The sequence below is a fragment of the Streptosporangium sp. NPDC049078 genome (genome assembly GCF_040648855.1).
Lineage (GTDB): Bacteria > Actinomycetota > Actinomycetes > Streptosporangiales > Streptosporangiaceae > Streptosporangium.
In genome coordinates, this window is sequence record NZ_JBEZEL010000008.1 from 211,095 (window position 1) to 232,313 (window position 21,219).

The following is a 21,219-nucleotide window of genomic DNA, read 5'->3' on the forward strand; positions in this document are numbered from 1 at the left end:
GCCCCCACAGGGCCCGCCAGCCAATGTGCTGCCCGCCCGACCCCCCCCCCCCACGCATGGCCCGGCCGCCCGCGGTGCACCCCCCCCCCCCCCCCGCGGCCGAGACCGAGGGCCACGTGTTCAACCTGGGCCACGGAGTGCTGCCCGGCACCGACCCCGACCAGCTGGCCCGCCTCACCGACTTCGTCCACGAGACCTCGGCCCGCTGACCGGACCCGGCTCCCCGGCCGGAGACGCCCCATCGCGGGCGGTCGGACGCCCGGCCCGCGCGCCCCGGGCGTTCACCCGGGGGCGCCTCCCCGCCCCGGGCTCATGGGAACCGGTCCTCCGCCCCCGCTCTCCTTCGCGTCCTCGCCGTCCTCCGCCTCGTCCTCGTCGTAGCGGTCCGGCTCGGGGTCCGCGGGCGCGGGGCCGAGCGGCCCGTCGCCACGTCCTGAGCGCCGTCCGCGGCGCATGAGGGCCACCGCGAGCCAGACCAGGCCGATGAGGACGAGCCAGGGGAGCAGTACGCCCAGGAGCGTCAGGCCGACCTTGACGGCGGTGACGAAGGCGCTCCACCCCGTCCGCAGGCCGCCGAGGAAACCGGACGGCTCGTCCTCCTCCTGCGGAACCACCGTCGCGGGGCCGACCAGGTTCAGCGTCAGCGTCGCCACGCTCGTCTGTGAGGCGAGGGTCTTCTGCCTCGCCTGCAGGGACTCCAGCTCGCTCTCGCGGTTGGAGACCTCCCGCTCCACCTCGAGCACCTCGCCGATGGTGTTGGCCCGCTTCAGCAGTGTGCGCAGCGAGTCGAGCGCGGCCTTCGCCGACTTCAGCCGGCTCTCCACGTCGGCCACCTGCTCGGTGACGTCCTCGGTGTTCTGCTGCAGCGACTCGCGGGTGCCCAGATCCTTGCCCAGCCGGTCGAGCGCGCCGGGATAGTTCCCCGGCGGGATCTTGAAGACCAGCGTCGCGGAGCCCTCGCCGCCGGAGTGGGCGTCCGACCTCTCCATGGCCAGGTAGCCGCCCGCGGCGGTGACGATCTGCCGTGCCCGCTCGGCGGCGGCGGTGACGTCCTTGGCCCTGACCGTCATCTCCGCCGTGTAGATGATCGCCCTGTCCTGTGGGACCACCTTCACCTGGGCGGTCTTCTGTGCCTCGTTCTTCGGGGCGGTGTCCCTGCCCGAGGCGTCCTGCGGGGCCGCCTCGCCGACCTGGACGTCCCCCCGCGCACCGGAGCCGGCGGCGGGTGCCGCGGCGTCGGACGCGCTCTGCGACTCGACCCCTCCTCCGCAGGCGGACACCAACAGCGCCAGGACCACCAGGGGAGCGGCCAGGCGCGGACCACACCGGATTCTGCTCACTGATCTCATGAACCTCCTGACGCCCGGCGCGGTGAGGCGGTTCGACGCGGGCAGTCACGATGGCGTCACGTTCTTCACGCCGCCGGGTCACGGAGGTACCGGGAGCGTGAGCGGGATACGCGGGCGCGGGGAGGGGGCGATACGGTCGGGAGTCATGGAAGGCAAGCGGAGGCATGTGGTGGTCGTCGGCGGCGGGATCGCCGGGCTGGCCGCCGCGTGGCACCTGCGAGGGCGCGGCGAGCACCTCAGGGTGACCGTTCTCGACGGCGCCTCGCGGATCGGCGGCAAGCTGCACGCCACCGAGGTGGCGGGAGTCATGATGGACGCGGGTGCCGAGGCGATGCTCGCCCGGCGGCCCGAGGGCAAGGAGCTGGCCAGGCTGGCCGGGCTGGGCGACGAGCTGATGTCTCCCGGCACCGTCAAGGCGGGCATCCTGACCAGGGGTTCGCTGCGGCCCATGCCGGAGGGACACGTCATGGGCGTTCCCTCCGACGTCCTCGCGCTGGCCAGGTCGGGCGTGCTGAGCCCGGCGGGCCTGGCCCGGGTGCCCCTGGACCACATCCTTCCGGCCACGCGCGTCACCACCGACGTGTCGGTGGCGGCCTACGTCCGGGCCAGGATGGGCGAGGAGGTGGTCGACCGGCTCGTCGAACCGTTGCTCGGCGGCGTCTACGCGGGCAGGGCCGAGCGGCTGTCGCTGGACGCGACCATGCCGAGGATCGCGATCGCGGCCAGGTCGGAGCGGTCGCTGCTCGCCGCGACCAGGGAGATCGTCGCCGACACCCCCAAGGACGCCGGCCCCGTCTTCACCACCCTGAGGCGAGGGATGGGCAGCCTGCCCGAGGTCGTCGCCGCCGCCTCGGGGGCCGAGATCAGGACCGGCGTCACGGTCAGGGAGCTGCGTCGGACCGAGGACGGCTGGCTGCTGGTCACCGGACCCGTCCCCGCCCCGGAGACCGTCGAGGCCGACGCGGTGATCATCGCCGTTCCCGCGCCCGCGGCGAGCCGTCTGCTCGCCGGGGAGGTGCCCCGGGCCGCCGCGGAGCTGGCCAGGATCGAGTACGCCAGTATGGCCATCGTCACCCTCGCCTACCCGCGCGAGGCGTTCCCCGCTCCGCCGACCGGCAGCGGCTACCTGGTCCCGGCCGTCGACGGGCGGCCGATCAAGGCCGCCACGTTCAGCTCGGTCAAGTGGCCGCACCTGGCCGAGAACGACCCCGGCCTGGTCCTGCTGCGTTGCTCGATCGGCAGGATCGGCGAGGAGGGCGTGCTGCAGCGCGACGACGCGGAGCTGGTCGCATTGGCGATCGCCGAGATGGTCGAGGTGATGGGCGTGCGCGGGCTGCCCCGCGACTCGCGGGTGACCCGGTGGGGAGGGTCTCTGCCGCAGTACGAGGTGGGCCACCTCGACCGGGTGGCCCGCATCCGGTCGGCCGCCGCCGACCAGCCCGGCCTGGCCCTGTGCGGTGCCGCCTACGACGGTCTCGGCATTCCCGCCTGCGTCGCCACCGCCCGTACCGCGGCGGCCCGGATTCTCGACCACCTCGATCCCGCGAGAGAATGGCGGGACAGCACCGATTCGTTGACAAAGGGGTGACGATGACGGACGCCAACCCGCGCCCCAAGGCGCGCGACCTGAACCAGGTGATCCGCTACACGATGTGGTCGGTCTTCAGGATGAAGGAGCGCTGTCCGGGCCACCGGGAGGGCATGGCCGCCGAGGTCGAGGAGCTCATGGCCCAGATGGGCCGCAAGGACGTGGTCACCCGCGGTCTGTACGACGTGTCGGGTTTCCGCGCCGACGCCGACTTCATGTTCTGGTGGCACGCCCCGACGGCGGAGGACCTGCAGGAGACCTACTCGCGCTTCCGCCGCACCGGCCTGGGACAGCTGGCCGAGCCGGTCTGGTCGGCCATGGCGCTGCACCGACCGGCCGAGTTCAACAAGTCACACATCCCGGCCTTCCTGGCCGAGGAGGAGCCGCGGGCGTACGTGAGCGTCTACCCGTTCGTGCGTTCCCTGGAGTGGTATCTCCTGGACGACGCCGACCGCCGCCGGATGCTCGCCGAGCACGGCAGGATGGCCCGCGACTACCCCGACGTGCGGGCGAACACCGTCGCCTGCTTCTCGCTGAACGACTACGAGTGGATGCTTGCCTTCGAGGCCGACGAGTTGCACCGCATCGTCGACCTGATGCGCGTCCTGCGGGGCGCCGAGGCCCGGCGGCACACCCGCGAGGAGACGCCCTTCTACACGGGGGTCCGCAAGCCGCCGAGCGAGCTGATCGCGGCGCTGCCGTAGCCTCCGCGCGTTCCTTCGCCGCGGGGCTTCGGCCCGGCGGCGAAGGGGAGGCGCGGCCGGGCACACTCCGTGAACCTCTCGAAACCCGTGAGGTTCGGGAGTTTCGTGAGGTGAGGGAAGTGTCTCCTGTGACGGCCCGGCGGAAAATAATCCGCTGAAGGTCTCTTTGTCGTCCCTTGGCTTTGTCATACTCGGGGAAAATCACCCGTCTATGTGAGGCCGAAGGTGAAAAGGGGCGAAGATCTGGCACGATCCAGGCGACGTGCTCGGGGGCGCCGGAGAAAGAAGTCTCGCTCACCCGTTCTCGAGGTCTCGGTGGCCGTCACCGCCTTCGCCGTGGGGGCCCTCGCGGTGAGCGGGTGGTTTTCCGGTGATCAGGCCTCGGCGGGCGGGATGACCCCGGCGCCGGTGCCGAGCGCCGTTCCCCGCGCCGCCGCACCGCCGCAGTCCCCCGTGTCGGGCGCGGTGGTGGCCGCCGAGGTGGACGGGAAGGGGGCGAAGAGCGAGGAGGAGGCCGCGAAACGGTCCAAGGCCGAGAAGAAGCGCCAGAAAGACAGGGAGACCGAGGCCTCGGGGCCGTCCAAGCACACCGACAAGAAGGCGGTGGCCTACTTCGAGAGCCGTAAGGCGACTAAGCGGGTCAAGGACATCCGCATGGTCGGCGGCTATCTGCGGATATACACGGACCTGCCGGAGAGCGCGAGCAACTCGAAGCAGGCGATCAAGCTCTGTGAGGCGGGGGTCGACTATCTCGTCGGAGAGCTCGGCGTGCCCAGCCCCGTGGTCTTCGTCCAGGCGGAATTCGGGGAGAACGGCAACCCGGTCCTGGCCAACGTCCTCGGCCCCGACGACCCCGACTGCCGCCTCACCTATCCGAGTCCGCGATAGTCGACGCGGCGCGCCACCGGGGCCACTCGGACCCGGGTTTTGCCGCAGATCGAGCAGCGCTGGGTGACCACCCGGCCGATGGTCTCGATGATCTCCCATTTGTGGCGGAGATGCACGAGGACTCCTTAGACGATCACACTAAGCGAAACCGTGAATACCATGGGTCGTCTCGCTCTGCCCCTCCTGGTGGCTCGTTAACCTTCCGGGCGGAGCGACATGACTGTCCGAACGCGTTGAAGGCCCCACCGGAGGTGCGCTCCGGCGAGGCCTTCACGGGTGTGAGCCGGTAGCTTACTCGACGGGCTCCAGCCTCAGCGAGACGGAGTTGATGCAGTATCGGTCGTCGGTGGGGGTGCCGTAACCCTCGCCGTGGAACACGTGGCCCAGATGCGAGTCGCAGGTCGCGCACCTGACCTCGACGCGGGTCATGCCCATCGAGCGGTCCTCGATCAGGGTCACCGCCTCGGACTTCGACGGCTCGTAGAAGCTCGGCCAGCCGCAGTGGCTGTCGAATTTGGTATCGGACCTGAACAGTTCGGCGCCGCAGGCGCGGCAGCTGTAGACACCCACCGTCTTGGTGTCGACGTACTCCCCGGTGAAGGCGCGCTCGGTCCCCGCCTGGCGGAGCACGCGGAACTCCTCGGGAGAGAGCTGGACGCGCCACTCGGCGTCGCTCTTTACCACCTTGTCCATTCCACCAGCCTATGCGGTCTCCGGGGTGGGCGGAGGGAGGAGATCCGGGGACGGGGGGCGATCGGAGGGGGTGTGTCCGGGAGGCCGCCCGCGTGTTGTGCGCGTCCGGAAAAATCTTGAAGGGCGAAGCATCCTTTTGTGGCCGTTTTGGCGTCTTTAGGTATGTGGAGGGTGTTTCACCTTCCCGCTGAGGGGGGAGATCATCTGCCGGCCGCTCCACGCTCTGCGGATCGGCCATGATGCCACCGTCCGGGCGGCGCGCCAGCGTCCGGACGCCGGTGGGTACGACAGATGATCATGCTGGTCCGTCCCGTCGAGTGCCCGGTCCCGCCGCCGTGGCGGCTCCGGGGCGGACCACCCGTTTCGCCCGTCGTTCCGGCTCGCTGCCTTAGGGTGCGCTTCCGAGGGGGACCCGGTGACTCCCGGTCTCGCGGTGTGCTCCGGGTGCCGGTTGACCTACGGTTGTCCCTGACCGGCGGGCGACCGCCCGCGCCTCCCCTGCCCAGGACGGACTCCCTTGAGCGACCGCGACAACAGCACGGCACCCGTCGACCCCCGCCCGGCGGGCCGCTCCCACATCGGGGTCAGCTGCAGCTTCGTCTGCCACGACGGCGAGGGCCGCGTCCTTCTTCACCTGCGCGGCCCCAAGGCGAGAGACAGCCGCGAGGTGTGGGACTCCGGGGCGGGCGAACTCGGTTTCGGCGAGGACTTCGAGGAGTGTGTGCGGCGTGAGGTGGGGGAGGAGTTCGGCGCCACCGCCATGGAGCTGGTCCAGGTGGGGGTGGCCAACGTGAGGCGGACCTCGGGAGACGCGCCGACCCACTGGGTGTCCGTCCAGTTCGCGGTTCTGGTCGACCCGCGCGAGGTCACGCCGTCGGAGCCGGACCGCATCGGGAACCTGACCTGGTTCGGCGAGGACGAACTGCCGACCGGCCTTCACCCCGCGCTGCCGGGCCTGCTCGCCCGGGTGGCACCTCACATCGGCTGGTCGGCCGCACGCGCCTGAACGGCGCCCCCTGGAGAGCGCCGAGCCTGTTCGGGCCCGTCGTCGGGCGACTTCCTTGAGGTGGATGGTGGCTGTTTACCCGCGTTATCGCCATATGGGGCATTAGAGTGCGTATGGCATTTTTGATCTTGACTCGTTTCCTGGAGGATTCGGATGACCACGGCTGACGGCCGCTTCGGGCGGACGGGTAATCCTGAGGTGGACCAGCTGGCGGAGGGGTTCGACAAGCTCTCGGCGCGCTACGAGCGGATGCGTGAGGAGCTGACCGAGATGCGGGCCCACGGCGAGGCGGCCGACGGGCTGGTGAAGGTGGAGGTCGCTCCCGGCGGGGCACTGCTGGGCGTCGACATCAATCCCAGGGCGATGAGACTGGGCTCGGAGGCGCTGGGAGAGGCGATCATGGAGGCCGTGGGGGAGGCCTCGAAGATGGCGGCCGCCCGGATGGACGAGGTACTGGCGCCCCTGCTCGGCGGCATGACGGGGTTCAGTGAGGCGCTGCAGGGGCGGATGCCCACCCTGGACCCGGAGGGTGGTCTCTCCGCGGATCCACGGGTCGCCGAGGCGCTGCGGAACCTGCGGGAGATGCGCGACAAGTACCAGGTCTGAGGCGGCTCCCGCACCGGGACCACGGTGACGCCGACGTGCACGCGATGCGCGACGAGGGCTCCGGCGCCGGGTCGCGTCCGTGTCGGCGCGCGCCGGGTACGAGATCCGACGCGGTCGCACACGACGCGGGGCGGGGACACGTCATGTCCCCGCCCCGCGTCATGTGCGATCAGGTGTAGGACCAGCCTTCCCCCGGCGATCTGGTCGCGCTCTTGCGCACGATGTCGTCGAAGTCCGTCCTGCCGTCCGTGCCGTCACTGTCGAGGTTGGCCTGCGGCAGGGGGAACTGGTTGTCCGCGCCCATCAGTGCCGTCAGGTTGCCCAGGCTGAAGATGACGGCCGCCGTCGCGCCGACGACCGCGTTGACCGTCGTGCCCATCAGCAGGAGCCCGGACGACTCCTGAGTGGCCTTGGCTATCGCCACCAACGTGGCGCCCTGCGCGGCGACCGGCGGTACGGCCGAGGCCATCATCTGCTTGCCGATCAGCTCGACGATCTCCGAGGCGATGATGATGCCCAGGAGGCCGTCGACGATCGTTCCGGCGTTGTTGACGATCTTATGGATCTCCGACTGGGCGCCCTGCACCGCGGTGGCCATCTGCGACGCGGCCGTCTCCAGCTGCTGGACCTCCTGGAAGACGATCGACATGAACCTGTCGAAGGCCTTGCGGTCCTCGCCCTCGGGCCAGGCTGCCTGAACCGCCTTGACCTCGTTGTCCCACTCCCTCGTCCGCAGGTGCAGGAGTTTCAGGTTGACCGTACGCCAGTCGTTGAACGCCTCGGTGATCGCCTGGTCGTCCCCCGGCTGGGCGAGCAGCCATACGGCCGCCGCGCCCGCCGCGGGCTTGGCCAGTGTCCCGGCCAGCTGGATCTTCGCCAGGGTGGCGGCCCACGCGGGGCCGTAGGTGCCCAGGAGCTTCATCCCGCCGATGGTGGCGACCCCGGCTATGGCACCGGTGAAAGCCTCTTCGCCCGCCATGGAGCCTCCTTCCCGTTCAGTCGGTGGGCCCCAGGGCCTTGCCCTTCGTCGCCCTTTCGAGGTCGGCCACGTCCAGCGCGATCTTGCCCTGGAGGTCGGCCGTCTTCAGCGTGTCCTGTGCGCGAATGGCGGTCGCCAGTTCGGCCTCCCGGTAGTGGTGCACCACGCTGAGCAGTCCCGCGTTGATGCCGTCGAGGCATTTGACGAAGTCGGCGGCCTGCTTGGCCTGGTACTCCCGGGACGGTGTGTAGTTGTTGGCCACCGTGACCGCGCCGATGGCGCCCCACTGGTAGGCGCTGAGCCGTGTGTTCTCGGCCAGGGTGCTGACCTGCTCCGCGATCGGCCGGAAGACCCTGATCAGGTTCTGGGTGGCGGCCTTGAGGGCCTCTGTGTTGACGTCGACCACTGTGCGTCGGCCTCCTGGATGTCACGCGTGCCGCACCCCCGTGGCGCGACTCCCGGTTTCCTGTCTATGAACGAGGAGTAAATCAGGAGAACCAACAACATCACAGGTATCTCTCGATCTTTGTGACAAAGATCAAAAAGCCCGGCGCGGTCGAGCGGGCTCGACCCGCCGGGCGCGGGAAAGCGGCGGGAGCGCGGCGGGAGCGCGGCCGGAACGGGGGTGAGGGTCAGCCTCGGCGTCGCCGGGCGGCGGCGAACGTCACGTTCACGCCGATGATCCCGACCCACATGAGCGCCAGGATGAACATGAGGACTGATTCGCTCAGGCCGGTGTAGGACACCGCGACCGTCCCCGGCACCCCGAGCCCGAGGGAGATGATCGACAGGGCGAGCCGCTGCCCGGCGTCCAGGGACGGGCGGACCCCGGGGCTCTCCCCGCGCGCCTGGGCGAGCCGGTCGTCCACCCGTTTGTCGATCTCCTGGTCCATCTTCTCCAGGAAGCCCTCGACGAGGGAGTCTTCGTATTCCGGCCCCAGATGCCTGCGGGCCTCGAGCGAGGCGCGCAGGTCGTCGTCGGAGGAAGGGGTTCGTGGCATATTCGAGATATATCGTTTCTGTGCGGGGAAGTCCAGGCGAATGCCGGCCCGGCCTCGCGGAACCCTCGGCGAGGTCACGGGACCCTTTGAGTCCTCGGCGTCCTCGGCGTCCCTGAGCCCTCGCCGTCCTCTGTGTCCTCGGCATCCCTGCGCCCTCGGCGCGGTGGGGATCGGGCCTCAGACGGTCTCGGTCTCCTCGTCACGTCGCCGGACGTAGCGGGTGAAGAGGAACCCCTCGTCCTCCAGGACGTGGGCGAGGCGCAGGCGAGCGAGCGAGGACGGGCCGTCGAGGACCCTGGCGGCGTCTCCGCCGATCAGTATCGGGCTCACCGTGAGACAGAGTTCGTCGACCAGATCCGCGGCGGCGAACTGGGCGTTCACCTTCGGGCCGCCTTCGCACAGCATCCGGCCCAGGCCGCGTTCGGCGAGTTCCCTCACCGCCAGCGCCGGATCCACCCGCTCGCCCCCGGCCACGATCACGTCGGCGTTCCTGGCGGCCTCCTCGCGGCGTTCCCTGGGGGCCGCCTCACAGGTGACGACGATCGTTCGCGCCTCGGGGTCCGCGTCGGTGAACAGCGGGCCCGACAGGTCGAGATCGAGCCCGCGGGTGATCACCGCCACCGGCGGGACGGCGGGGCGTCCCTCGCGCAGCCCGCGCCACGACGGCCTGGCCCGTACCGGGCCGTACCCCTCGGCCCGTACGGTCGCCGCCCCGGCCACGACGACGTCGGCCAGCCCGCGCAGCACCCAGAAGACCTGGCGGTCGCCCCTGCCGGACAGTTCGCCGGACAAACCCTTCAGCCAGGTCCCGCCGTCGGCGCTGGCGACCATGTTGATCCTGAGGCACGGGTCGTCCGGATAGGCGTAGACCCGCGCGAGATCGACCTCGGCGGAGGTCTCGGGATGGATGAGGCGCATGGCCCTACCTTCGCACGGAGGCGAGCTGTGAACTTTCCCGGAATGGTCGATAACGGTTGGGGTGGCTTGTAGTGACTTCGGATGACTCCCGATACATGATTCATCCTTGAAGAGACGGGAGGGTCGTGTGAGGCTTGTCACGATCGTGACATGGTTGATCACCGCGATGGCCGGGATCTACCTGCTGTACCTGTGGCTCTCCGGGGGAGGGCTACGTCAGCAGGCGACCAAGGTGACTCGCTTTCCGACGTTGTTGATCTTCGCTCATCCGGTCCTGGCGATCTCCGCCCTGGCCTGCTGGGTCGTCCACGTGGTCACCTTGGACCCGCTCTTCGCCTGGCTGTCGTTCGGTGTGCTCTCGGCCTCCGCGCTGCTGGGCTTCACCATGTTCACCCGCTGGCTGGGCGCCGGCCGCCACGCCCGCGGCGCCGAGCAGCGCTTTCCCGTGGTCGCCGTCCTGCTGCACGGCGCCGTGGGAGTGGTGACGTTCGTGCTCGTCCTGCTCACCGCCGCGGTCGCGTCCGGTGCCTGAGAGTCCGGCGCTTGAGGGTTCAGGGGGTCGAGAGTCCGATGTCGGGGGCGTCCGGCGTCTGAGAGCCGTCTCTCCTGTTCGCCGCCCGAGGGGCGTACGGGATCCCTACAGGCGCGCGCAGCGCAGGATCCGCACCGAGCGCCCGGTCACCTCCACCGAGGCCTCGGCCGGCCAGGACCCCTCGGAGAAGGGGAACGTCTCAGGACCGTCGTCCGCGGTGTCCAGCACGTGCTGCCATCGCTTGCCGTACTTCGCCTCGGGGAGGCTGAAGGCCATGTTCTCGTGGTGGGCGTTGATCAGGAGCAGGAACGAGTCGTCCACGATCCGCTCGCCTCGCGTGTCCGGTTCGGTGATGGCGTCGCCGTTCAGAAAGACGGTGAGCGACTTGGCGTAACCGGTGTGCCAGTCACCGGCCGACATCTCCACCCCGGCCGGAGTGAGCCAGACGATGTCGCGGGTCCCGTCGTCGGCCTTGTGGCCGTGGAAGAAACGCCGCCGCTGGAAGACGGGATGCTCTCGCCGCAGTTTGGACAGGCTCCTGACGAAGTCGAGGAGGTCTCCCTCGCTTCCGGCCAGCGACCAGTCGATCCAGGAGACCTCGTTGTCCTGGCAGTAGGCGTTGTTGTTGCCGTGCTGGGTCCTGCCGAACTCGTCGCCGGCCGGCAGCATCGGCACGCCCTGGGAGACGAACAGGGTGACCAGGAAGTTGCGGCGCTGGCGCCGGCGCAGGTTCACGATCTCCGGGTCCTCCACCGGGCCCTCGGCCCCGCAGTTCCACGACCGGTTGTCGTCGGTGCCGTCGCGGTTGTTCTCCAGGTTGGCCTCGTTGTGCTTGTGGTCGTAGGAGACCAGGTCGGTCAGGGTGAACCCGTCGTGGCAGGTGACGAAGTTGATGGAGGCCACCGGGCGGCGCCCCGAGATGGCGTAGAGGTCGGCGGACCCGGTCAGCCGGGAGGCGAACTCGGGCAGCGCGGACCCGCTCCCGCGCCAGAAGTCGCGCACGCTGTCGCGGTACTTGCCGTTCCACTCCATCCACAGCGGCGGGAAGTTGCCCACCTGGTAACCGCCCGGCCCCACGTCCCACGGTTCGGCGATCAGCTTCACCTGGGAGATCACCGGATCCTGCTGGATCAGGTCGAAGAAGGCGCTCAGCCGGTCGACGTCGTGCAGTTCGCGGGCGAGGGCGGAGGCCAGGTCGAACCTGAAGCCGTCCACGTGCATCTCCAGCACCCAGTAGCGCAGCGAGTCCATGATCAGCTGGAGGGCGTGCGGAGAGCGGACGTTGAGGGAGTTCCCACAACCGGTGTAGTCGAGGTAGTAGCGCCGGTCGCCGTCGTGCAGGCGGTAGTACGACCGGTTGTCGATGCCGCGGAAGCCCAGCGTGGGACCCATGTGATCACCCTCGGCGGTGTGGTTGTAGACCACGTCGAGGATGACCTCGATGCCCGCCTCGTGCAGCGCCCGCACCATCGCCTTGAACTCCAGCACCTGCTCACCGCGCTGGCCCGAGCCGGAGTAGGCGGCGTGCGGGGCCAGGTAGGCGATCGTGTTGTAACCCCAGTAGTTGGTCAGCCCTCTGGCGACCATCGCGTGCTCGGGGACGTACTGGTGCACCGGCATCAGCTCCACCGCGGTGACGCCCAGGCTCAGCAGATGGTCGATGACCGCCGGGTGGGCCAGTCCCGCGTAGGTGCCGCGCTGCTCCTCGGGCACCGCGGGGTGGCGCATCGTGAGCCCGCGCACGTGCGCCTCGTAGATCACGGTCTGGTGGTACGGGGTCCGGGGCGACCTGTCGTTGCCCCACTCGAAGAACGGGTTGATCACCACGTTCTTCGGCATGAAGGGGGCGGTGTCCTCGTCGTTGCGGTTTCCCGGATCGGTGAACTGGTACGAGAACATCGCCTCGTTCCACTTCACGTCGCCCTCGACGGCCTTGGCGTAGGGATCGAGGAGCAGTTTGGAAGGGTTGCACCGGTGCCCCTGGTCGGGGTTGTAGGGGCCGTGGACCCGGTAGCCGTACCGTTGCCCCGGCATGATCCCCGGGACGTAGCCGTGCCAGACGAATCCGTCGACCTCGGTCAGCTCGACGCGCTCCTCGCGGTCGTCGTCTCCGAAAAGGCAGAGCTCGACACGCTCCGCTACCTCGGAGAACAGTGAGAAGTTGGCACCCACGCCATCCCAGGTGGCGCCGAGCGGATAAGACTCTCCCGGCCAGACTGCGCGCATGTGACCCTATTCTCCTCTGGTAAGGCTCCCCTGTGCAGGGTGTTCTCGCCTCTGTCACTTTAAGGTGGTATTGAGGAGTTTCGTATCCGGGGTTTGGCGTGCTTTCCGTACCTGCCGTTTCCGTGCATGCGCTGTGACCACGCGTGTCCGGCGAGGACACGCGTGGCCGCGAAGATGTCGTGCCCGGCCCGCCGCCGACCACCCAGGGTGACCGGTTCGAGGCGGTTGCCGCTGAAGAAGGTCCGGCCGGGTGAGTGCCCGGCCGGAGCGGTTCGGTCCCCGGTCAGCCCGATCGCGCGCCTACGGCCCCGATCGGCGGCGTGCGCGTACGGCCGTGATCAGCTCAGCAGTTCGGCGTTGAGACTGATCGTCGTGCCCGAGAGGGCCTTGCTCACCGGGCAGTTGGCCTTGGCCGTCTCGGCCGCCTCCTGGAACTGCTCGGCCGTGAGGCCGGGAACCTGGGCGCGGACCGAGATGACGATCCCGGTGATGCCCTCACCCGGCTGGAAGGTCACGTCGGCCTTCGTCTCCACGGTCTGGGGCGGGGTGCCCGCCTGGGCCAGCCCGTGGGAGAGGGCCATCGAGAAGCACGAGGAGTGGGCGGCCGCGATGAGCTCCTCGGGAGAGGTCTTGCCATTGGCCTGCTCGGCGCGCGAGGGCCAGGACACGTCGAACGTGCCCACCCCGGAGGAGTCGAGGGAGACGCTGCCGGAACCGTCGAGCAGCGCGCCCTTCCACTGGGTCGTCGCGGTACGTGTCGTCGCCATGGCGATTATCCTTTCGATCATGAACCGTTGGCCATGACCGACCCTACTCGGCGCCGGTGCCCGGCTGTGTCCGGGGCGCGCCCCGGACACAGCCGGGCACCGGAGGTCAGAAGGAGGCGCGGTCGAGGAGGGCGTCCAGATCCAGGCCGGCGGGCAGGGTGCCGAAGGCGCGGCCGGTGTCCCCGGCCAGGCGGGAGACGCAGAAGGCGTCGGCGACGGCCGCGGGGGCGAGCCGCACGAGCAGGGAGCCCTGCAGCACCAGCGCCATGTCCTCGGCGACGCGCCGGGCGCGGACCTCGAAGTCGCCTGTGTCGTCCAGGGACTTGCGCAGGCGGTCGGCGGCGGCGTCCAGGTGCCGGTCGGCGCCGGCGGCGAGCGCGACCTCGGCGAAGAACACCTCCCGCGCCTCGGGCTCGCGGCCCAGGGCGCGCAGCACGTCGAGCGCCGCGACGTTCCCCGATCCCTCCCAGATGCCGTTCAGCGGCGATTCACGAAACAGCCTGGGCATCTGCGACTCCTCGACGTAGCCGTTTCCTCCCAGGCACTCCAGCGCCTCCGCCGCGTGCGCCGGAGCGCGCTTGCAGATCCAGTACTTGCTCACGGCCAGCGCGGTGCGGCGCAGCGCGGCCTCGGCCTGGTCGCCGGCGATGGCCCGGTCGGTGGCTCCGGCCAGCCGCGTCATCAGGACGGTCGCCGCCTCCGACTCCAGGGCGAGCTCGGCCAGGACGTTGCGCATCAGCGGCTGGTCGGCGAGCTTCCTGCCGAACGCCCCGCGGTGCCGGGTGTGGTGGACGGCCTGCGTGACGCCGTACCGCATGCCGGCCGCCGAGCCGATCACGCAGTCCAGCCGGGTCATGTTGACCATCTCCAGGATGGTCCGCACTCCGCGTCCCTCCTCGCCCACCAGATGGGCCGTCGCGCCGTGGTACTCCACCTCGGCGCTGGCGTTGGACCTGTTGCCCAGCTTGTCCTTCAGCCGCATCAGGTGGACGGCGTTGCGGGTGCCGTCGGGAAGGACGCGGGGGAGCAGGAAGCACGACAGTCCGCCGGGGGCCTGGGCGAGGACGAGGAACACGTCGCACATCGGGGCGGAGTTGAACCACTTGTGCCCGGTCAGGGCGTAGCTCCCGTCGCCCAGCGGTTCGGCGCGGGTGGTGCCCGCGCGAACGTCGGAGCCGCCCTGCTTCTCGGTCATCGCCATTCCCGCGAGCACGCCGCGCTTGCCGAGCGGCGGGCGCAGCCCGAAGTCGTAGCTCCGCGAGGCCAGCAGGGGCTCCCAGTCGGCGGCGAGCGCCGGGCTGTGCCGCAGCGCGGCGATCGAGGCGTAGGTCATCGAGATCGGGCAGCCGTGTCCGGCCTCGACCTGGCTCCAGACGTAGAACTTGGCGGCGCGGGCCACGTGCGCGCCCGGCCTGGCGCTCGCCCACGGGGTGGCGTGCATGCCGTTGTCGACGGCGACGGTCATCAGCTCGTGCCAGGCGGGATGGAACTCCACCTCGTCGATCCGCCTCCCGTAGCGGTCGTGGGTGCGCAGGACGGGCGGGTGCTCGTTCGCGAGCCTTCCCCACTCCTGGGCCTGTTCCGAACCGGCGAGAAGACCGAGCCGGCGCAGTTCCCCGGTGGCCCATCCCGCCCCCTCGCGTTCCACGCCGTCCATCAGGGCGGCGTCGGCGGACACGTCGTGTCCGGTGAGCGGGTGAGCCTGGTTGAAGACGTCATGGGTCACGTGCGGCCTCCGGTAACTCATTCGGCTCGTCGCCGGGTTCTGCGCCTATCTCAACATCCTGCCGGGGGAAAGTTGCCCTTTATTGGGCGCTATATCCGATTTACGTCCGCTGTTGGACACCGGCTTCCGGAAGTTCACCCCGCCGTACGCGTACGGCGCGGACCGCGCGGACACGCGTACGGACCACTGTCGGCCACGCGGGAGGATCCGCGCTCGTCCCGACGGCGCCGGGACGAGGCGAGAGCGGGCGCGGACCGCCGGGTGAGGCCCCCGCCCGCGCGTCAGGGATTCTTGACCAGGTCGCGGACGTAGTCGTCGTCCTCGTCGCTCTCCGCGAGCACGCGCTCCGCGCCCCGCTGAGCTCGCGCGTCCCCCCGGGTGGCGAGGCCGCGCGTGGCCTCGGCGACCGTGTTCAGGTCCTCGTCGTCGAGCCTGGCGGCGAGCGCGTCGCGGATCCGCTCGCTGTCCTTGGGGTCCTCCGTCAGGCCCGCCAGGCCCATGGTGGCCCAGTCGCGCACCTCGGCGTCGGGGTCCTCGGTCATGGAGATGAGCAGCGCGAGCCCTTCGGCGTGACCCGGGGGCAGGACGGCGGCGAGCGCGGCGGGATCGGCCTGGGTGCGGGTCCAGCCGTCGGCGGTGACGATCTCCAGCACCTCGGGCAGGGCACGCGGGTCGGCGTGGTGACCGAGCGCGCCGAGCACCGAGCGCAGCACCCGCTCGTCGCCCTCGGTGGCCGCCATCCGTCGCAGGATCGGCAGCGACTCCTCCAGGAACGGCTTCTCGTTCTCGGTGAAGCCGAGCTGGGCGAGCACGTCGACGGCGAACTCCCGCTTGCGCGGATCCTCGTTCGAGCACAGCCGCGCCGCCGCGTCGAAGGTCTCACCGTCGTCGCGCCTGCTCAGCGAGCTCGCCACGGTCCACCAGGTCTCGGCCTCCTCGTCGATGTCCCGGTAGGGCATCGCCCGCTCGACCAGCTCGTCGAACGGCAGCCGCTCGCCCGTGGCGTCCTCCAGCAGGGTGGCGACGGCCGCGTGCCCGCGCTGGCAGGTGAGTTCGGCGACGCGGGTCCCGTCGGGTCCCACCGCCGCGACGGTCACCAGGTCGGTGCCGTCCTTCGCCCTGCTGCGGCCCACGACGAACTGCGAGCCCTCGGGGGCCTGCTCGGTGAGCTGCTCGAGAAGCGCGCTCTCCAGCTGGGTGCCCAGCCAGTCGTAGGCGATGGAAAGCGGCGTGTCGCCGTCGCCGTCGGGCCGGTCGGCCTCGGCGCCGGCCTGCAGCAGCGTCTGTACGACGCCCAGGGCGCCGCGCCGGGTGGCCAGGGTGAGCGGGGTGTCGCCGCCCTCGTTGGCGTCCTCGGGGTTCGCTCCCGCGGCGAGCAGCGCGCCGACCGCGTCCGCCCGCCCGTTGGCGGCCGCCCAGAGCAGAGCGGTCCATCCGCCGGCCTCCCGCCCGGACACGTCGGCACCGGCGGCGAGCAGCGCCCGCAGGACCTCGACATGGTCCCAGGAGGAGGCCACGCACAGGGGCAGTCCCTCGTCCTCGCCGCCACTGATCCGGTTGGGGTCGGCTCCGTGGGCCAGCAGCGCGCGCACGATGTCCACGCGGCCCTGGTTCGATGCCAGGTAAAGGGCGGTGGGCTCTTCCGTGCCGTCGGGGTCGGCGCTCGTGCCGTTCCGCAGCAGCCGCTCGGCCCGCTCGGCGTCGTTGGCCGCCACCGCGTCCAGGAGTTCTCGGTACATGCCTCCGGATCATATGGCGTGCCTCCCCGGCGCGGCCGTACGCCGGTCCCGCGCCCCTGGTGGGGGGGCGTCATCCGATCTGATTAGCGAGTTTCCTCCCTCGGGGGGATCCGCACGCCGTAGCAACTCGCGATATGTTGTGAGTTATGAATAATCCCGGGGAAATGCGGGTCTCGGACGCGGAGCGGGAAGCCGCCGTCGAGTGGTTGCGGGTCGCCTCCGTCGAGGGCCGTCTCACCCTCGGGGAGCTGACCGAGCGTACCGAGGCGGCCTACACCGCCGTCACCCAGGCCGAGCTGGCGGTGATCACCTCCGACCTGCCCGGCGGTCGCCCGGTGCCCGCACCCGCCTATCCTCAGCCCTCGTCGGGGGAGGGCGGCTCGGTGCGACGCTGGTTCGTGGCGGTGATGAGCAGCTCCAAGCGGCGCGGCACCTGGCGGATCGACAAGCCACTCGGCGCCGTCGCCGTGATGGGCGACGTGCTGCTCGACCTGCGCCAGGCGGAGGTGCGCACGGGGGTGGTCGACATCATGGCCACCGCGATCATGGGTGACGTGAAGATCATCGTCCCGGACGGGGTGGACGTCGAGATCGACGGCATCGCCATCATGGGGGACAAGAAGGTCCAGGTCATCGAGGCACCCCCGGGCACGAACGCGCCGCTCGTCCGGGTCGCGGCCTACGCCCTCATGGGAAGCGTCAAGGTGGTCGGGGACTCCAAGGCCAAGCCACTCAAGAAGGCGATGGCGGCCTGGCGCAAGCAGTGGGAGGAGATGCGCGCCGAACTCACCGGCGAGTACGGCCACCACAGAGCAGGGCCCGGCCCCCACCAGATCCACCCCTCCAACGAGGAGCGTCCGAGGCCCCCCTGGCCCCCGGCGCCACCCCGGCTTCCCGACCTCTGAGGGCGGCCCAGGGGGGCGAGTCGTCTCCCAGGGGCTCAGGCGGTGGCGAGGGCCGGATGTCGGTGGGTGACGAGTTCGTAGCGTTCGAGCAGCACCGCGGCGACCTCGGGGGCGGCGCCCAGCACGTCGGCGACGGCGTCGGCGCCCGCCGCCAGGGTCTCGCGGCGGATCCTGTCGGCGAAGTGGCCGGGGGCGAGCAGGTAGGGGGCGACCACGATCCGCGAGGCGCCCGAGCGCCGCAGGCGCAGCACGGCCTCCTCGGGGGTGGGACCGGCGGCCGAGGCGTAGGCCGCGGTCACCGACCGCCAGCCGCGCAGCCTCGCCCAGTCTCCGGCGATCCCGGCGACCGTCGCGTTGGCCCGCCGGTCGCTGGAACCGGCCGAGACCAGCACCACGGCGGTGCCGGGCTCGCCGGGCTCCACGCCGGCCTCGGCCAGGCGCCGCTCCAGTGCGGCGACGAGCAGCGGGTGCGGGCCGAGCGTGGCGCCCGCGTGCACGCGCAGCAGGGGCCGCCGCGCCGTCGCCTCGGCCAGCGCGCCGGGGATGTCGACCCGGCTGTGGTAGGCCTCGGTGAGCAGCAGCGGCAGCACCGCCGCCTCGGTGAGCCCCGACAGCGCCATGGGAAGCGTCGGGGAGGCGTGGTCGAGGTAGGCGGTGCGTACGAGGAGCTCGGGCCGCGCGTCCCGTACCAGGTCGAGCAGGGCCTCCACCGTCGCGGCGGCGCGCGGGTCACGGGACCCGTGCGCCACCGCGACCAGCGGTGTCCCGAGAGCGGCGCCGGTGGCACGCCAGGTCATACGTGGAGCCCGCACTCGGTCTTGCCCATGCCCGCCCAGCGACCGCTGCGCGGGTCCTCTCCCGGGGCGACCTGGCGGGTGCAGGGGGCGCAGCCGATCGAGGGGTAGCCGTCGTAGTGCAGCGGGTTGATCAGCACCCCGTTGTCGGCCATGTAGTTGTCGACGTCGTCCTGCGTCCACCGGGCGATCGGGTTGATCTTGACCATCTGGCGCTTGGCGTCCCACTCGACGACCTTGACGCCGGCGCGGGTGACGGCCTCGTCGCGGCGGATGCCGGAGACCCAGGCGAGATACGGCTCCAGGGCGCGATTCAGCGGCTCGACCTTGCGCAGGTAGCAGCACAGGTCGGGGTTGCGCCCGAACAGGCGCGGGCCCAGGTCGCGCTCCTGCTCCGCCACCGTACGGGACGGCTTCACGTCGATCACGTTCACGTCGTAGACCTGCCGGACGGCGTCACGGGTGCCGATCGTCTCGGCGAAGTGGTATCCGGTGTCGATGAACAGCACGTCCACGCCGGGCTTGACCCGGCTGACCAGGTCGATCAGCAGGGCGTCGCTCATGGAGGCGGTCAGGCAGAGCCGGTCGCCGAAGGTCGCCGCCGCCCAGCGGATGATCTCAAGGGCCGAGGCGTCCTCAAGGAACCGCGCGGCCGACTCGACGATCTCCTGCAGGTCGAGGGTCCCGCGCTGCTGACGTAACCCGACTTCGATGTCCACCAGTGTCATCGCTCGCTCATCCAATCCTCGTTCGCCGCGCGGGCAGGTCGTGCCTCACGGGCCGTCGCGCTCGTCGTCGTGCCGGAACTCACCGTGCGGGCCGTGCCGGTCGCGGTGACCTCTCCGGTCGGAGAGGTCGGCGCGGCCGGCACGTTCGCCGCGTCGGATTCGCCGTGCGTCACGAGCGCACCCCGATTCCGAGAAACTTCAGCTTGAAGGCGCGCACGCACGACCGGCAGTACCAGCCGCCGTCGCCCTCGTAGGGCTCCAGGTCTTCCTCACCGCAGTACGGGCAGTGGAAGGGAACGGCTCGCTCGCTCATCCGCTCCTCCTCGTCCCGCCCGTTACCGAAAGGACGGCGTGTCGGCCGTTCACTTCAGGTCCGCGTCGTCGGCGCGCTGCACCCAGTCGGAGAAGGTCTCGTTCTCGTCCTTCTGCTTCTCGAAGTTGCGGAGCACGCGCTCCACGTAGTCGGGAAGCTCCTCGGAGGTGGCCTTCAGGCCGCGGACCTTGCGGCCGAAGCCGGGGTTGACGCCCAGCGAGCCGCCCAGGTGGATCTGGAAGCCCTCGACCTGCTCGCCCTTGTCGTTCACGACGAGCTGGCCCTTGAGGCCGATGTCGGCGACCTGGATGCGGGCGCAGGAGTTGGGGCAGCCGTTGACGTTGATGGTGAGCGGGCTCTTGAAGTCGGGCAGCCGCTGCTCCAGCTCGTCGATCAGGTTGGCCGCGGTGACCTTGGTCTCGACGATGGCGAGCTTGCAGAACTCGATCCCGGTGCACGCCATGGTCTGGCGGCGGAAGGTGGAGGGGTTGACCTGCAGGTCGCCCGCCTCCAGCTCGGCGACGAGGCTGTCGACCCTGTCGGGTGCCACGTCGAGGATGACCATCTTCTGCTCGACCGTGGTGTGCACCCGGTCGGAACCGTGCCGCTCGGCGATGTCGGCGATGAGGTTCAGCTTGTCGCCGTCGAGGCGGCCGACCTTCGGGGCGAAGCCGACGTAGAAGTTGCCGTCCTTCTGCGGGAAGACGCCCACGTGGTCCCGGCGGCCGCCGCGCGGCTGCTCGGGCGCGGGGCCGTCGGGCAGGACGTATCCCAGGTATTCCTTCTCCAGGACGTCGCGGAACTTCTCCGGGCCCCAGTCGTTGATCAGGAACTTGATCCTGGCCCGGTGGCGCAGGCGGCGGTAGCCGTAGTCGCGGAAGATGCCGATCACGCCACCGTAGGCGGGGGCGACCTGGTCAGGGGTGAGGAAGACGCCCAGCCGCTTGCCCAGCATCGGGTTGGTGGACAGGCCGCCGCCCACCCACAGGTCGAAGCCGCGCTCGCCGTTCTCGTTCACCACGCCCACGAACGCCACGTCGTTGATCTCGTGCACGGTGCAGTGCGCCGGGCACCCGCTCACCGCGGACTTGAACTTGCGCGGCAGGTTGGAGTAGGCGGGGTCGCCGATGTAGGTGTCGTGGATCTCCTGGATCTGCGCGGAACCGTCGATGACCTCGTCGGTGTCGATCCCGGCCAGCGGGCAGCCCAGGATGACGCGCGGGGTGTCGCCACAGGCCTCCGTGGTGGACAGGCCCACCGACTCCAGACGCTCCCAGATGTCGGGAACGGCCTCGATCTCGATCCAGTGCAGCTGGATGTTCTGCCGGTCGGTGACGTCGGCGGTGCCCCTGCCGTAGAGGTTGGAGATGTCGGCGATGACGCGCAGCTGGGCCAGGTTGAGCCGGCCGCCGTCGATCCTGACCCGGAGCATGAAGTAGCGGTCGTCGAGCTCCTCCGGCTCCAGGATCGCGGTCTTGCCGCCGTCGATCCCGGGCTTGCGCTGGGTGTAGAGCCCGAACCAGCGCATCCGGCCGCGCAGGTCGGAGGGGTCGATGGAGTCGAAGCCGCGCTTGGAGTAGACGTCGATGATCCGCTGACGGACGTTGAGCCCGTCGTCGTTCTTCTTGTTCTCCTCGTTCTTGTTCAGCGGCTCGCGGTAACCGAGAGCCCACTGACCTTCGCCGCGCGGGCGCTTGTGATGTCGGTTCGCCGACCGGGCTGGGGTCGTCATGCGCGCGTCCTTTTTGTGGCTCGAT

23 protein-coding genes and 1 pseudogene are annotated in these 21,219 nt (G+C 70.4%); 8 read left to right on the forward strand and 16 right to left on the reverse strand.

Going from position 1 to position 21,219, the window contains the following annotated elements; translation table 11 throughout:
* Positions 1-107 precede the first annotated feature (107 nt).
* Positions 108-209, forward strand: a pseudogene (locus AB0B90_RS15535) (uroporphyrinogen decarboxylase family protein); the annotation flags it as partial.
* A gap of 72 nt (positions 210-281) precedes the next feature.
* Here AB0B90_RS15535 and AB0B90_RS15540 read toward each other — a convergent pair.
* Positions 282-1,340, reverse strand: a complete 1,059-nt coding sequence (locus AB0B90_RS15540) for a DUF4349 domain-containing protein (RefSeq protein ID WP_350946699.1) — start codon at positions 1,338-1,340, stop codon at positions 282-284.
* 154 nt (positions 1,341-1,494) lie between these two features.
* On the opposite strand from AB0B90_RS15540, the gene hemG reads away from it, so the two are divergent.
* The 3 genes from hemG (at position 1,495) to AB0B90_RS15555 (ending at position 4,529) form a co-directional block, all read left to right on the forward strand.
* A complete protein-coding gene (gene hemG / locus AB0B90_RS15545) occupies positions 1,495-2,937 on the forward strand; it encodes a protoporphyrinogen oxidase (protein ID WP_350946700.1) in 1,443 nt (480 codons plus the stop codon).
* Between the two features lie 2 nt (positions 2,938-2,939).
* Positions 2,940-3,641, forward strand: a complete 702-nt coding sequence (gene hemQ / locus AB0B90_RS15550) for a hydrogen peroxide-dependent heme synthase (protein ID WP_350946701.1) — start codon at positions 2,940-2,942, stop codon at positions 3,639-3,641.
* Between the two features lie 315 nt (positions 3,642-3,956).
* Positions 3,957-4,529, forward strand: coding sequence for a hypothetical protein (locus tag AB0B90_RS15555; protein ID WP_350946702.1), 573 nt, complete (start codon positions 3,957-3,959; stop codon positions 4,527-4,529).
* Here the strand turns inward: AB0B90_RS15555 and AB0B90_RS15560 are convergent.
* On the reverse strand, positions 4,511-4,645 hold the full coding sequence (locus AB0B90_RS15560; RefSeq protein WP_350946703.1) for a hypothetical protein: 135 nt from the start codon (positions 4,643-4,645) through the stop codon (positions 4,511-4,513). The genes AB0B90_RS15555 and AB0B90_RS15560 overlap by 19 nt on opposite strands.
* A gap of 175 nt (positions 4,646-4,820) precedes the next feature.
* Complete coding sequence (gene msrB / locus AB0B90_RS15565; protein ID WP_350946704.1) at positions 4,821-5,222, reverse strand: peptide-methionine (R)-S-oxide reductase MsrB; 402 nt, start codon at positions 5,220-5,222, stop codon at positions 4,821-4,823.
* A gap of 517 nt (positions 5,223-5,739) precedes the next feature.
* On the opposite strand from msrB, the gene AB0B90_RS15570 reads away from it, so the two are divergent.
* Both AB0B90_RS15570 and AB0B90_RS15575 read left to right on the forward strand, forming a co-directional pair.
* Positions 5,740-6,228 carry an NUDIX domain-containing protein gene (locus AB0B90_RS15570; protein ID WP_350946705.1) on the forward strand — a complete coding sequence of 163 codons (489 nt, stop codon included), beginning with the start codon at positions 5,740-5,742 and terminating at the stop codon, positions 6,226-6,228.
* A 153-nt stretch (positions 6,229-6,381) separates the two neighbouring features.
* Positions 6,382-6,834 (forward strand): YbaB/EbfC family nucleoid-associated protein, encoded by a 453-nt coding sequence (locus AB0B90_RS15575; protein ID WP_350946706.1) that lies wholly within the window; start codon positions 6,382-6,384, stop codon positions 6,832-6,834.
* Positions 6,835-7,003: 169 nt separating this feature from the next.
* Here AB0B90_RS15575 and AB0B90_RS15580 read toward each other — a convergent pair whose 3' ends face one another.
* From AB0B90_RS15580 to AB0B90_RS15595, 4 genes are all read right to left on the reverse strand, one after another.
* Positions 7,004-7,813 (reverse strand): hypothetical protein, encoded by an 810-nt coding sequence (locus AB0B90_RS15580; protein ID WP_350946707.1) that lies wholly within the window; start codon positions 7,811-7,813, stop codon positions 7,004-7,006.
* 16 nt (positions 7,814-7,829) lie between these two features.
* On the reverse strand, positions 7,830-8,219 hold the full coding sequence (locus AB0B90_RS15585; RefSeq protein ID WP_350946708.1) for a hypothetical protein: 390 nt from the start codon (positions 8,217-8,219) through the stop codon (positions 7,830-7,832).
* Between the two features lie 226 nt (positions 8,220-8,445).
* Complete coding sequence (locus tag AB0B90_RS15590; protein WP_362923005.1) at positions 8,446-8,814, reverse strand: hypothetical protein; 369 nt, start codon at positions 8,812-8,814, stop codon at positions 8,446-8,448.
* 177 nt (positions 8,815-8,991) lie between these two features.
* Positions 8,992-9,732, reverse strand: a complete 741-nt coding sequence (locus tag AB0B90_RS15595) for a pyrimidine reductase family protein (RefSeq protein WP_350946710.1) — start codon at positions 9,730-9,732, stop codon at positions 8,992-8,994.
* A 145-nt stretch (positions 9,733-9,877) separates the two neighbouring features.
* On the opposite strand from AB0B90_RS15595, the gene AB0B90_RS15600 reads away from it, so the two are divergent.
* Positions 9,878-10,264, forward strand: a complete 387-nt coding sequence (locus AB0B90_RS15600; RefSeq protein WP_350946711.1) for a hypothetical protein — start codon at positions 9,878-9,880, stop codon at positions 10,262-10,264.
* Between the two features lie 105 nt (positions 10,265-10,369).
* Here the strand turns inward: AB0B90_RS15600 and glgX are convergent, their stop codons facing one another.
* From glgX to AB0B90_RS15620, 4 genes are all read right to left on the reverse strand, one after another.
* Positions 10,370-12,490, reverse strand: a complete 2,121-nt coding sequence (gene glgX / locus AB0B90_RS15605; RefSeq protein ID WP_350946712.1) for a glycogen debranching protein GlgX — start codon at positions 12,488-12,490, stop codon at positions 10,370-10,372.
* 338 nt (positions 12,491-12,828) lie between these two features.
* The gene (locus tag AB0B90_RS15610) at positions 12,829-13,257 is read right to left on the reverse strand and encodes an OsmC family protein (protein WP_329083919.1); all 429 of its coding nucleotides are present in this window, start codon (positions 13,255-13,257) and stop codon (positions 12,829-12,831) included.
* A gap of 106 nt (positions 13,258-13,363) precedes the next feature.
* Positions 13,364-14,983 carry an isovaleryl-CoA dehydrogenase gene (locus AB0B90_RS15615; RefSeq protein WP_350946713.1) on the reverse strand — a complete coding sequence of 540 codons (1,620 nt, stop codon included), beginning with the start codon at positions 14,981-14,983 and terminating at the stop codon, positions 13,364-13,366.
* A 281-nt stretch (positions 14,984-15,264) separates the two neighbouring features.
* The gene (locus tag AB0B90_RS15620; protein ID WP_350946714.1) at positions 15,265-16,722 is read right to left on the reverse strand and encodes an ankyrin repeat domain-containing protein; all 1,458 of its coding nucleotides are present in this window, start codon (positions 16,720-16,722) and stop codon (positions 15,265-15,267) included.
* Between the two features lie 164 nt (positions 16,723-16,886).
* Here AB0B90_RS15620 and AB0B90_RS15625 point away from each other — a divergent pair, with 164 nt between their 5' ends.
* Positions 16,887-17,627 (forward strand): DUF1707 domain-containing protein, encoded by a 741-nt coding sequence (locus AB0B90_RS15625; RefSeq protein ID WP_362900189.1) that lies wholly within the window; start codon positions 16,887-16,889, stop codon positions 17,625-17,627.
* 35 nt (positions 17,628-17,662) lie between these two features.
* Here the strand turns inward: AB0B90_RS15625 and AB0B90_RS15630 are convergent, their stop codons facing one another.
* From AB0B90_RS15630 to AB0B90_RS15650, 5 genes are read right to left on the reverse strand one after another with little or no spacing between them, the layout of a single operon-like run.
* Complete coding sequence (locus AB0B90_RS15630) at positions 17,663-18,424, reverse strand: sirohydrochlorin chelatase (RefSeq protein ID WP_362923008.1); 762 nt, start codon at positions 18,422-18,424, stop codon at positions 17,663-17,665.
* Positions 18,421-19,149 (reverse strand): phosphoadenylyl-sulfate reductase, encoded by a 729-nt coding sequence (locus AB0B90_RS15635; protein ID WP_362923010.1) that lies wholly within the window; start codon positions 19,147-19,149, stop codon positions 18,421-18,423. Before AB0B90_RS15635 ends, AB0B90_RS15630 begins: the two co-directional genes overlap by 4 nt.
* Positions 19,146-19,322 carry a hypothetical protein gene (locus AB0B90_RS15640; RefSeq protein ID WP_362900185.1) on the reverse strand — a complete coding sequence of 59 codons (177 nt, stop codon included), beginning with the start codon at positions 19,320-19,322 and terminating at the stop codon, positions 19,146-19,148. Before AB0B90_RS15640 ends, AB0B90_RS15635 begins: the two co-directional genes overlap by 4 nt.
* Positions 19,319-19,462, reverse strand: a complete 144-nt coding sequence (locus AB0B90_RS15645; protein ID WP_012893136.1) for a hypothetical protein — start codon at positions 19,460-19,462, stop codon at positions 19,319-19,321. The genes AB0B90_RS15640 and AB0B90_RS15645 overlap by 4 nt, the downstream gene beginning before the upstream one ends.
* Before the next feature lie 49 nt (positions 19,463-19,511).
* Positions 19,512-21,194 carry a nitrite/sulfite reductase gene (locus tag AB0B90_RS15650; protein WP_350946721.1) on the reverse strand — a complete coding sequence of 561 codons (1,683 nt, stop codon included), beginning with the start codon at positions 21,192-21,194 and terminating at the stop codon, positions 19,512-19,514.
* Positions 21,195-21,219 lie beyond the last annotated feature (25 nt).

Bases quoted from the DNA above. Each gene is read 5' to 3' on its own strand.
- AB0B90_RS15645 (WP_012893136.1), bottom strand. From the start codon at position 19,462: ATGAGCGAGCGAGCCGTTCCCTTCCACTGCCCGTACTGCGGTGAGGAA.
- msrB (WP_350946704.1), bottom strand. From the start codon at position 5,222: ATGGACAAGGTGGTAAAGAGCGACGCCGAGTGGCGCGTCCAGCTCTCT.
- AB0B90_RS15575 (WP_350946706.1), top strand. From the start codon at position 6,382: ATGACCACGGCTGACGGCCGCTTCGGGCGGACGGGTAATCCTGAGGTG.
- AB0B90_RS15635 (WP_362923010.1), bottom strand. From the start codon at position 19,149: ATGACACTGGTGGACATCGAAGTCGGGTTACGTCAGCAGCGCGGGACC.
- AB0B90_RS15650 (WP_350946721.1), bottom strand. From the start codon at position 21,194: ATGACGACCCCAGCCCGGTCGGCGAACCGACATCACAAGCGCCCGCGC.
- AB0B90_RS15610 (WP_329083919.1), bottom strand. From the start codon at position 13,257: ATGGCGACGACACGTACCGCGACGACCCAGTGGAAGGGCGCGCTGCTC.
- glgX (WP_350946712.1), bottom strand. From the start codon at position 12,490: ATGCGCGCAGTCTGGCCGGGAGAGTCTTATCCGCTCGGCGCCACCTGG.
- AB0B90_RS15630 (WP_362923008.1), bottom strand. From the start codon at position 18,424: ATGACCTGGCGTGCCACCGGCGCCGCTCTCGGGACACCGCTGGTCGCG.
- AB0B90_RS15625 (WP_362900189.1), top strand. From the start codon at position 16,887: ATGCGGGTCTCGGACGCGGAGCGGGAAGCCGCCGTCGAGTGGTTGCGG.
- AB0B90_RS15580 (WP_350946707.1), bottom strand. From the start codon at position 7,813: ATGGCGGGCGAAGAGGCTTTCACCGGTGCCATAGCCGGGGTCGCCACC.
- AB0B90_RS15595 (WP_350946710.1), bottom strand. From the start codon at position 9,732: ATGCGCCTCATCCATCCCGAGACCTCCGCCGAGGTCGATCTCGCGCGG.
- AB0B90_RS15620 (WP_350946714.1), bottom strand. From the start codon at position 16,722: ATGTACCGAGAACTCCTGGACGCGGTGGCGGCCAACGACGCCGAGCGG.
- hemG (WP_350946700.1), top strand. From the start codon at position 1,495: ATGGAAGGCAAGCGGAGGCATGTGGTGGTCGTCGGCGGCGGGATCGCC.
- AB0B90_RS15590 (WP_362923005.1), bottom strand. From the start codon at position 8,814: ATGCCACGAACCCCTTCCTCCGACGACGACCTGCGCGCCTCGCTCGAG.
- hemQ (WP_350946701.1), top strand. From the start codon at position 2,940: ATGACGGACGCCAACCCGCGCCCCAAGGCGCGCGACCTGAACCAGGTG.